Origin of the sequence: Pseudomonas sp. 2024-210 (assembly GCF_045062345.1) — a bacterium.
Taxonomy (GTDB): domain Bacteria; phylum Pseudomonadota; class Gammaproteobacteria; order Pseudomonadales; family Pseudomonadaceae; genus Aquipseudomonas.
Genome location: NZ_JBJGEJ010000015.1, coordinates 23,827 through 34,350, shown reverse-complemented (window position 1 = coordinate 34,350; position 10,524 = coordinate 23,827). Strand labels below are relative to the sequence as shown.

7 protein-coding genes are annotated in these 10,524 nt (G+C 54.9%); 4 read left to right on the top strand and 3 right to left on the bottom strand.

Annotation, left to right across the window (positions count from 1 at the left end; genetic code table 11):
* Positions 1–2: 2 nt before the first annotated feature.
* Both ACI7MX_RS18365 and ACI7MX_RS18360 read right to left on the bottom strand, forming a co-directional pair.
* On the bottom strand, positions 3–962 hold the full coding sequence (locus ACI7MX_RS18365; protein WP_314482621.1) for a MoxR family ATPase: 960 nt from the start codon (positions 960–962) through the stop codon (positions 3–5).
* A gap of 419 nt (positions 963–1,381) precedes the next feature.
* Positions 1,382–1,738 (bottom strand): hypothetical protein, encoded by a 357-nt coding sequence (locus ACI7MX_RS18360; protein WP_314482618.1) that lies wholly within the window; start codon positions 1,736–1,738, stop codon positions 1,382–1,384.
* A gap of 550 nt (positions 1,739–2,288) precedes the next feature.
* Here ACI7MX_RS18360 and ACI7MX_RS18355 point away from each other — a divergent pair.
* The gene (locus ACI7MX_RS18355) at positions 2,289–7,145 is read left to right on the top strand and encodes an NAD-glutamate dehydrogenase (protein ID WP_405585919.1); all 4,857 of its coding nucleotides are present in this window, start codon (positions 2,289–2,291) and stop codon (positions 7,143–7,145) included.
* Positions 7,146–7,217: 72 nt separating this feature from the next.
* On the opposite strand, the gene ACI7MX_RS18350 is transcribed toward ACI7MX_RS18355, so the two are convergent.
* Entirely contained in the window at positions 7,218–7,481 is a 264-nt protein-coding gene (locus tag ACI7MX_RS18350) for a DUF4404 family protein (RefSeq protein WP_314482612.1), read from the bottom strand.
* Between the two features lie 290 nt (positions 7,482–7,771).
* Between ACI7MX_RS18350 and ACI7MX_RS18345 the strand changes: the two genes are divergently transcribed.
* The 3 genes from ACI7MX_RS18345 to rssC all read left to right on the top strand — a co-directional run bounded on the left by ACI7MX_RS18345 (position 7,772) and on the right by rssC (position 10,465).
* On the top strand, positions 7,772–8,461 hold the full coding sequence (locus ACI7MX_RS18345) for a VacJ family lipoprotein (protein ID WP_314482609.1): 690 nt from the start codon (positions 7,772–7,774) through the stop codon (positions 8,459–8,461).
* Positions 8,462–8,801: 340 nt separating this feature from the next.
* Complete coding sequence (gene rssB / locus ACI7MX_RS18340; protein WP_314482605.1) at positions 8,802–9,986, top strand: two-component system response regulator RssB; 1,185 nt, start codon at positions 8,802–8,804, stop codon at positions 9,984–9,986.
* On the top strand, positions 9,983–10,465 hold the full coding sequence (gene rssC, locus ACI7MX_RS18335) for an anti-sigma factor antagonist RssC (protein WP_122784310.1): 483 nt from the start codon (positions 9,983–9,985) through the stop codon (positions 10,463–10,465). Before rssB ends, rssC begins: the two co-directional genes overlap by 4 nt.
* The last annotated feature ends 59 nt before the right edge of the window (positions 10,466–10,524 follow it).

Below are 10,524 nucleotides of genomic sequence, written 5' to 3'. Positions count from 1 at the left end.
GGTCAGGCAACGGCAACAACATCAAGAATGCGCTGCACGACACGGTCCTGATCTATGCCGGCGGCTTCGGCTTCAAACGACAAAATAATGCGATGACGCAACACGTCGAACAGCACGGCCTGGATATCTTCAGGGCTGACAAAGTCACGCCCGGCCAGCCAGGCATGTGCTCGGGCGCAACGGTCGAGAGCGATGGAACCCCGCGGGCTGGCGCCGTAGGCGATCCATTCGGCCATTTCCGGGTCGAATTTACCGGGTGTGCGCGTGGCCATGATCAATTGCACCAGGTATTCCTCCACGGCATCCGCCATATACAAACCAAGGATTTCCTTGCGCGCCGCGAAAATGGCTTGTTGGCTGACGCGGCGTTCTGGCTTGGTCTCGCCGTTCAGCGCTTCGCCACGCGCCTGTTGCAGGATGCGGCGTTCGACGGCGGCGTCCGGGAAACCGATTTTGACGTGCATCAGAAAGCGGTCGAGCTGAGCTTCAGGCAGCGGGTAAGTGCCTTCCTGCTCAATGGGGTTTTGCGTGGCCATCACCAAAAACAGCGGCGACAGCTCGTATGTGCTGCGACCCACGCTCACCTGACGCTCGGCCATGGCTTCGAGTAACGCAGATTGAACCTTGGCGGGCGCCCGGTTGATTTCATCGGCCAGCACCAGATTGTGAAAGATCGGCCCCTGCTGGAAGACAAAGCTGCCGGTTTCGGGACGATAGATTTCGGTGCCGGTGATGTCGGCAGGCAACAAGTCAGGGGTGAACTGAATGCGGTGGAACTGTGCTTCGATACCTTCTGCCAGCTCTTTGATGGCTTTGGTTTTCGCCAAGCCAGGCGCCCCTTCGACCAGCATATGGCCGTCAGCCAGCAGCGCGATCAACAAGCGGTCAATGAGTTTTTCCTGACCGAGAATCTGTGTTGAAAGAAAGGTTCGCAGCGCTAACAGCGCTTCACGATGTTCCATCGATGACTGTTCCTGAAAAGGCTGCCTGCGGCGTAAGAATTACGCCGGGGTTGGGGGCGTTACTTTAATCCATTGGAGGGGGTTGGGACTAATGGCGGGCGGGCATTTGTTGAAAAAACCTGAAATTCGCCCGGTTGTTGAGAATGCTGCTCATCTCAGAGGGTTTTCAGGCGTTCAAAGTGCCAACACAGCAGGCTGGATATGGCACCCCGTGCGCTGTGCCAGAAAGGGGCTTGGAGCCGCCATCGTGCTGGTAAGTGTGATTGCAATGGGTCGGTGGTGAATAAACCCGACGCAGCAATAAAGGCGACATCCGTAGCCTAAGCCACTGTAAAACTTGATACAGGGTATTTCGAGACAACCCTGGTCGAGCCTTTACGATCCTTTGACAGGTGGAACATCGCCTCTGCGCCCGAAGTTTATTGATCCAGCAAGCTCACGTAGTTGCCACTGCCGCTCAGAATATTGCGCAGTGTTTCTTCCACCTCAGCCAAATCGCTTGGGTCGGTCTTGTGAAAAATCTCGAGCGTGGTGTCGCCGTTGAGTGCGTCCGCGTCGGCGGGATTAATTTCGATCAGCAGAAGATTAGGGCTCAGGGTCGCTTTTACGCCCATCAGATAGGCCGGTTCGTCCCAGCTGAACTCCACATCCTCTTCATCTGGAAAGCGGGACATCAGGAAAATGTCATCTTCACTGCCAAAGCAGGACAGAACGGCCAGATTGTCTTCTTCAACGTCGCACGGGTTGACGACAAGCGTGGTGGTGGTCATTTGCATGGTAAAAATCCTGGCGCTCTGCGCGCATCTACAAGCGGAATAAAGGCCCGATTTTGACACTCTGAACAGATTTATGCAGTGTTGAATGAAAATGTGTCAACGAGGTCTGTAAGAGTCAGGTAAGTCATTTCTGATAATAGCTGAGGTTTTTGAGTTTCCTTTAACAAGTTTTTTCATCCGAGACTGCTAGGGTTGTTCTCTATCAGGTCACAAGCCTACGTCCCGATGTCCGAATATGTCGCCGCACCGCAAGCAGGCCGGGCGCTTCAATCGTTAAGCTGCGTTCGGGACAGTTACCTTCAAAAGAACCAGCCTGTTCAATCGGCAGTCCTTTTGCAGATACCCATCCTGGAACGTGAATGTGACCCGCGGGTCGCGGCCAGCTTCACCTCCTTGCCCTGCTGTTTTTAGGGGCTGTACGAAATGTTTTCAACGCGGCATAACCGAGCGCAGATACATTTCGTACAGAGCCTAGTCAGCACTGGCAACTCCCTCGCGGGAATAGCATGCGACGCTTCTCTCAATAACAAGCCCAAGCGGAGTACCACAGATGGCGTTCTTCACCGCAGCCAGCAAAGCCGACTTCCAGCATCAACTGCAAGCCGCACTGGCCCAGCACATCAGTGAACAGGCATTGCCACAAGTAGCCCTGTTTGCCGAGCAATTCTTCGGCATCATTTCTCTGGATGAACTCACTCAACGGCGCATGTCCGACCTGGCAGGCTGCACGCTGTCGGCCTGGCGTCTGCTGGAACGTTTTGACCCGGCGCAGCCGCAGGTCAAGGTCTTCAATCCCGATTACGAGCGCCATGGCTGGCAGTCCACGCACACGGCGGTAGAAGTACTGCACCACGATTTACCGTTTCTGGTGGATTCGGTACGCACCGAGCTCAACCGTCGGGGTTATAGCATCCACACCCTGCAAACCACGGTATTGAGCGTGCGTCGTGGCAGTAAAGGCGAGTTGCTGGAAATCCTGCCCAAAGGCACCAGCGGCGAAGGCGTCTCCCAAGAGTCGCTGATGTTCCTTGAGATTGACCGTTGCTCCAATGCGGCTGAATTGAATGTACTGAGCAAGGAGCTGGAGCAGGTTCTGGGTGAAGTCCGTGTTGCCGTCACTGATTTTGAGCCGATGAAGGCCAAGGTTCAGGAGCTGTTGGCCAGCATTGACAACAGTCCATACCTGGTTGCTGCGGATGAAAAAGCTGAGATCAAGAGCTTCCTCGAATGGCTGGTGGGCAATCACTTCACCTTTCTGGGCTATGAAGAGTTTGTGGTACGTGATGAAGCGGATGGCGGCCATATTGAATATGACCCGCAGTCATTCCTTGGCTTGACCAAGCTGCTGCGTGCCGGGCTGACGGCAGAAGACCTGCGCATCGAAGATTACGCGGTCAGCTACCTGCGTGAGCCGACCCTGCTGTCGTTTGCCAAAGCCGCACACCCAAGCCGCGTTCACCGCCCGGCTTACCCTGACTATGTATCGATCCGTCAGATCGACGCCGATGGCAGGGTCATCAAGGAATGCCGCTTCATGGGCCTGTACACCTCTTCGGTGTATGGCGAAAGCGTACGGGTAATTCCGTATATCCGCCGCAAGGTTGCTGAGATTGAACGCCGTTCGGGCTTTCAGCCCAAGGCTCACTTGGGCAAGGAACTGGCTCAGGTTGTTGAAGTGTTACCCCGTGACGATCTGTTTCAGACGCCTGTGGACGAGCTGTTCAACACCGTGATGTCGATTGTGCAGATTCAGGAGCGCAACAAAATCCGCGTGTTCCTGCGCAAAGACCCGTATGGCCGTTTCTGCTACTGCTTGGCCTATGTACCGCGTGATGTGTATTCCACCGAAGTTCGCCAAAAAATCCAGCAAGTGCTGATGGATCGTTTGCAGGCCTCGGATTGCGAGTTCTGGACCTTCTTCTCGGAATCGGTATTGGCCCGTGTGCAGTTGATTCTGCGCGTAGACCCCAAGAACCGCATCGACATCGATCCGGTCATGCTGGAAAAAGAAGTGGTTCAGGCGTGTCGCAGCTGGCAGGACGATTACGCCAGTCTGGTGGTTGAAAGCTTCGGTGAAGCCAACGGCACCAAGGTGCTCAGCGATTTCCCGAAAGGTTTCCCGGCGGGCTACCGTGAACGCTTTGCCGCGCATTCGGCCGTGGTCGATATGCAGCACTTGATGAGCTTGAGCGATAAAAACCCGCTGGTCATGAGTTTCTATCAGCCGCTGGGTCAAAGTGCCGGTCAGGAGCTGCACTGCAAGCTGTATCACGCCGATACACCGCTGGCATTGTCCGACGTGTTGCCTATTCTGGAAAACCTCGGCTTGCGTGTTCTGGGCGAGTTCCCGTATCGCTTGCGCCACGCCAATGGCCGTGAATTCTGGATCCATGACTTCGCCTTTACGGCGGGTGAAGGGCTGAATCTGGACATTCAGCAACTCAACGACACGTTGCAGGATGCATTCGTACATATTGTCAGTGGCGATGCTGAAAACGATGCCTTTAACCGTTTGGTGCTGACCGCAGGCTTGCCGTGGCGTGATGTGGCATTACTGCGTGCCTATGCGCGTTATCTCAAACAGATTCGTCTGGGCTTCGACCTGGGCTACATTGCCAGCACCCTGAACAACCACACAGATATCGCACGCGAATTGACACGTTTGTTCAAAACGCGCTTCTATCTGGCCCGCAAGCTGACGGCAGAAGACCTGGAAGACAAGCAACAGCGTCTGGAACAGGCCATCCTGACGGCGCTTGACGACGTGCAGGTACTCAACGAAGACCGTATCCTGCGTCGCTACCTGGACTTGATCAAAGCCACCCTGCGGACCAACTTCTATCAGCCGGATGCCAATGGCCAGAATCGTCCGTACTTCAGCTTCAAGTTCAACCCTCACCTGATTCCTGAGTTGCCCAAGCCGGTTCCGAAGTTTGAAATTTTTGTCTACTCGCCACGGGTCGAAGGCGTGCACTTGCGTTTCGGCAACGTAGCGCGTGGTGGTTTGCGCTGGTCGGACCGTGAAGAAGACTTCCGTACCGAAGTGCTGGGCCTGGTTAAAGCGCAGCAAGTGAAGAACTCGGTCATTGTGCCGGTGGGCGCCAAAGGCGGGTTTGTGCCACGTCGCTTGCCGCTGGGTGGCGGTCGCGACGAAATCCAGGCCGAAGCGATTGCCTGCTACCGGATCTTTATTTCCGGCCTGCTGGACATTACCGATAACCTCAAGGACGGCGAACTGGTACCGCCGTTGAACGTCGTGCGTCACGACGACGATGACCCGTATCTGGTGGTGGCTGCTGATAAAGGGACTGCCACCTTCTCTGATATTGCCAACGGCATTGCCATTGATTACGGCTTCTGGTTGGGCGATGCATTTGCCTCGGGTGGTTCGGCCGGTTATGACCATAAAAAGATGGGCATCACCGCCAAAGGCGCCTGGGTGGGCGTGCAGCGTCACTTCAAAGAGCGCGGTATCAACGTTCAGCAAGACAGCATCAGTGTTGTGGGCGTGGGCGATATGGCCGGTGACGTGTTCGGTAACGGCTTGTTGATGTCCGACAAACTGCAACTGGTGGCTGCCTTCAACCACCTGCATATCTTTATTGACCCGAACCCTGAACCGGCCAATAGCTTCATTGAGCGTCAGCGTCTGTTTGATCTGCCGCGTTCGGCCTGGTCAGACTACGACACCAGTATCATGTCGGCGGGTGGCGGGATTTTCTCGCGCAGTGCAAAAAGCATCGCCATTTCGCCTGAAATGAAAGAGCGCTTTGCGATCACGGCCGACAAACTGACCCCGACCGAACTGCTCAATGCCTTGCTCAAAGCGCCGGTTGATCTGTTGTGGAACGGCGGCATTGGCACGTACGTCAAGGCCAGCACCGAAAGTCACGCCGATGTGGGTGACAAGGCCAACGATGCATTGCGCGTCAACGGCAACGAACTGCGCTGCAAGGTGGTGGGTGAGGGCGGTAACCTCGGCATGACTCAACTGGGTCGCGTGGAGTTCAACCTTAACGGTGGCGGCTCCAACACGGACTTTATTGACAACGCTGGCGGCGTGGACTGCTCTGACCACGAAGTGAATATCAAAATCCTGCTCAACGAAGTGGTGCAGGCTGGCGACATGACCGAGAAGCAGCGCAACCAGTTGTTGGGCAGCATGACCGATGAAGTGGGCGGTCTGGTGTTAGGCAACAACTATAAGCAGACCCAGGCCATCTCATTAGCGGCCCGCAAGGCTTATGAGCGGATTGCCGAATACAAGCGTCTGATGAGCGATCTGGAAGCCCGTGGCAAGCTGGACCGTGCCATTGAGTTCCTTCCGACCGAAGAGCAATTGGTTGAGCGGGTCGCTTCGGGCCATGGCCTGACCCGCGCCGAATTGTCGGTTCTGATCTCCTACAGCAAGATCGACCTGAAAGAGGCGTTGCTCAACTCTCAGGTGCCCGATGACGACTACCTGACCCGGGATATGGAAACTGCATTCCCGCCGATGCTGGTGAGCAAGTTTGCCGCGGCGATGCGTCGTCACCGCTTGAAACGTGAAATCGTCAGCACCCAGATTGCCAACGACTTGGTCAACCACATGGGTATCACCTTTGTGGAGCGCCTCAAGGAGTCGACCGGTATGAGCGCCGCCAACGTGGCCGGTGCTTATGTGATCGTGCGGGACATTTTCCACCTCCCGCACTGGTTCCGTCAGATTGAAGCGTTGGACTATCAGGTGCCCGCTGAAATCCAGCTGGCGCTGATGGATGAGCTGATGCGTCTGGGTCGACGAGCCACGCGCTGGTTCCTGCGCAGCCGTCGCAACGAGCTGGATGCGGCACGTGATGTGGCGCACTTTGGGCCGCATCTGGCGGCTTTGGGGCTCAAACTTGACGAACTGCTGGAAGGACCGACCCGCGAAGGCTGGCAGACCCGTTATCAGGCTTATGTAGCTGCGGGAGTGCCTGAGTTGCTGGCGCGCATGGTGGCCGGTACGACGCACCTGTACACCTTGCTACCGATCATCGAAGCGTCGGATGTGACGGGCCAGAATGCAGCGAATGTGGCCAAGGCCTATTTCGCGGTTGGCAGTGCGCTGGATCTCACCTGGTACTTGCAGCAGATCAGTAACTTGCCGGTGGAGAACAATTGGCAGGCGCTGGCGCGTGAAGCGTTCCGTGACGATATTGACTGGCAGCAGCGTGCAATTACCGTATCGGTACTGCAAATGACGGATGCCCCGGTTGAGATCGAAGCGCGTCTGGCGTTGTGGTTGGAGCAGAACCACTCGATGGTTGAACGCTGGCGTTCAATGCTGGTGGATTTGCGTGCCGCTACGGGCAATGACTATGCGATGTACGCCGTGGCCAACCGTGAGTTGTTGGACTTGGCGCTGAGTGGTCAAACAGGGCTCTGACAGCCTGAGTGGTAAAACAAAGCCCCGGCTCGGATGAGCCGGGGCTTTGTTGTTTAGGGCCGTTGCGGATGTTTAGATGCCGATATTGCCCAGGGTTTGCACGATATTGCGCAACGTTCCGGCCAGCGCCGGATGATCCAGTTCGAAGCGCTCTACGGCGAGATTGACGTTATCTGCCAGACTCGAATCGCTGGTGGCTTTTTCAATATCAATCTGAGCCTGAATTTGTGTGGAGAGATCGTTTAAGTGATCACGCTCTTCTTGAGTGAGCGGCGGGTTCTGTTCCAGTTGCTCGCGCAAGGTGTCGAGTTGTTGTTGCAGTTCGCGGGCAGGCATAGCATTCATCCTTTATTGATAGGCTCTGGTGTAGACCTTCAATGTTGGCAAAAGGTCGGTAACGGGTTTCTAGATTAATCCACCCGGGCTGCGCGTGCATGATCTCAATCAAAAACCTCCGAGCGCAGTGACAGGCTTTATGGGCAAATTCGCTGTCAATTGAACGTCCGACAGGTGCATATGTCTGTGTAGGGTGTTTCTTTGGGCTGTGATAAACGCAATTGCCGTTATACTCCACCCTGACCCAGGGCGTAGCGCCCAAGTATTAAGTATTTTCAAGGAGCTGTGCTATGCGCTGGACTGATCGTCTTGCTCAAGTTTTTGTCTGTGCCGGTATGGCGATGGCGCCATTCGCCGCTAATGCCGCGACCGAAGATGACCCATGGGAAGGGGTCAACCGTGTTGTTTTCATCTTCAACGAAAAACTGGACACCTATGCCCTGAAGCCGCTTGCTCAGGGTTATCAGTTCATTACGCCGCAGTTCCTGGAAGATGGCATCCACAACATGTACCGAAATGTCGGTGACGTGCGCAACCTGGCTAACAATGTCTTGCAAGCTAAACCGCATGCGGCGGGCGTAGACACCGCTCGTCTGTTGATGAACACCATTATTGGTGTCGGCGGTTTCTTTGATGTGGGCACCAAAATGGGCCTGCAACGCAACGATGAAGACTTCGGTCAGACGCTGGGCCGTTGGGGTGTTGCCAGCGGTCCATACGTGGTTCTGCCGCTATTGGGCCCCAGCACCGTCCGTGACGCCATTGGGATCTACCCTGATACTTTTGTCGAACCGTACCGTTACATGCATGACATCCCGGCGCGTAACACCACCGCCGCCATGGAAATCATTGATACCCGTGCCAGCTTGCTGTCTGCTGAAAAGTTGATCACCGGCGACCGATACGTGTTTATTCGCAATGCTTATCTGCAAAGCCGTGAATTCCGTGTTAAAGACGGGCAGGTTGAAGACGACTTTTAATTCTGCTGCTGGGTAAAAAAAACGGCCCCAGCGGCCGTTTTTTTATGGGCTGGGGATGAGTATTAATCGCGTTTGAGGGGGTTTGTACCTTGGTTTTTGTTGGGGTTGCAGGGGTTCTTATAACTCGCGGGAATTTAACCCGCCGAACACTCAAGTCCACCATCGCCCTGAGCTTGAAACCCCTCGCGGATGGGAGTACCGTCTGCGCCTTACACGGGCACCTTTAGCGGATCGAGCACGACAATCGATTTGAAACAGGGATGTTCACACGTCATTTCCGTCGTTGAGTCCGATGCGTTCGTGATTCCACGCCAACCTCATTCTGGCGCCGTTTGCCCACATGCAAAAAACCAGTGCCACGCTGCTGATCATTGATGACGACGAAGTAGTACGCGCCAGTTTGGCGGCCTACCTTGAAGACAGTGGCTTCAGTGTCCTGCAAGCCAGCAATGGCATGCAGGGTCTACAGGTGTTCGAGCAGCAGTCGCCAGATCTGGTGATCTGTGACCTGCGTATGCCGCAAATGAGTGGCCTGGAGCTTATCCGTCAGGTTACCGAGCGCTCACCGCAAATGCCGGTGATCGTTATATCGGGCGCGGGGGTCATGAGTGATGTCGTTGAAGCTCTGCGTTTGGGGGCTGCCGACTACCTGATCAAGCCCCTTGAAGACCTTGCCGTGCTGGAGCACTCCGTTCATCGAGCGCTGGATCGTGCCCATTTGTTGCTTGAGAACCAGCGCTACCGCGAAAAGCTGGAATCAGCTAACCGCGAACTCGCAGCCAGTCTCAATTTATTGCAGGAAGACCAGAACGCTGGCCGGCAGGTTCAGATGAACATGCTGCCCATCAATCCGTGGTCTATTGATGACTTCGACTTTGCTCATCAGATTATTCCGTCCCTGTACTTGTCTGGCGATTTTGTCGACTATTTCAGGGTTGATGAGCGTCGTGTAGCCTTTTATCTGGCTGACGTTTCGGGCCACGGTGCCTCTTCAGCGTTTGTAACCGTGCTGCTTAAATTCATGACCACCCGCTTATTGTTTGAATCCAAGCGAAATGGAACCTTGCCAGAATTCAAACCCTCTGAAGTACTGGGGCATATCAACCGTGGCTTGATCAACTGCAAGCTGGGTAAGCATGTGACGATGGTGGGTGGTGTGATCAATGAAGACACCGGTGAGCTGACCTATAGCATTGGCGGTCATTTGCCACTGCCTGTGCTGTACACGCCCGACAGCGTGAGTTACCTGGAAGGGCGAGGGCTGCCTGTTGGTTTGTTCAACGAAGCCACGTATGAAGATCATGTTTTGAAATTGCCGGACGTTTTTAGTCTTACGCTGATGTCGGACGGCATATTGGATCTCTTGAATGAGCCTACGCTCAAAGAGAAAGAAGCTGCGTTGCCTCAAATGGTTAAAGCAGCAGGCGGCAGCCTGGATGGTCTGCGTCAGGTCTTCGGATTAGCTACACTCGGGGAGATGCCGGATGATATCGCCTTGTTGGTGTTGAGCAGGAATCTTAAATGAGTACCGGTAGAATTCAGTTCGCCGAACAGGACGGTACCTTCGTCCTGAAGTTTGTGGGTGAAGTGCGTCTGACGTTGTGTTCGGCCCTGGATGCGACAATCGAGAGGATCTTCACCGCGTTGAACTTCAATGCCATCGTGATAGACCTCACCGAAACCCTTAGCATCGACAGCACCACCCTCGGTTTGCTGGCGAAGCTGTCTATTTTGTCGCGTCAAAAAATAGGGTTGTTGCCAACCGTGGTGACCACCCACGAAGACATCACCCGACTGCTGGAGTCGATGGGCTTCGATCAGGTGTTCAACATTATCGGCAAGCCGATACCATGCCCTGATTGCCTTACAGACCTGCCGTCTCAGGATCAGACTGAAGAAGTGGTGCGGGTCAAAGTCCTGGAGGCTCACAAAATACTGATGGGCCTCAACGACTCGAACCATGAAGCGTTCCATGACTTGGTGAACGCTCTGGAGCGTCATTGAGTCATCGTGCGAACTGATCAAAAAAAGGGGCCGTTCCTGCGCAGGAACGGCCCCTTTTT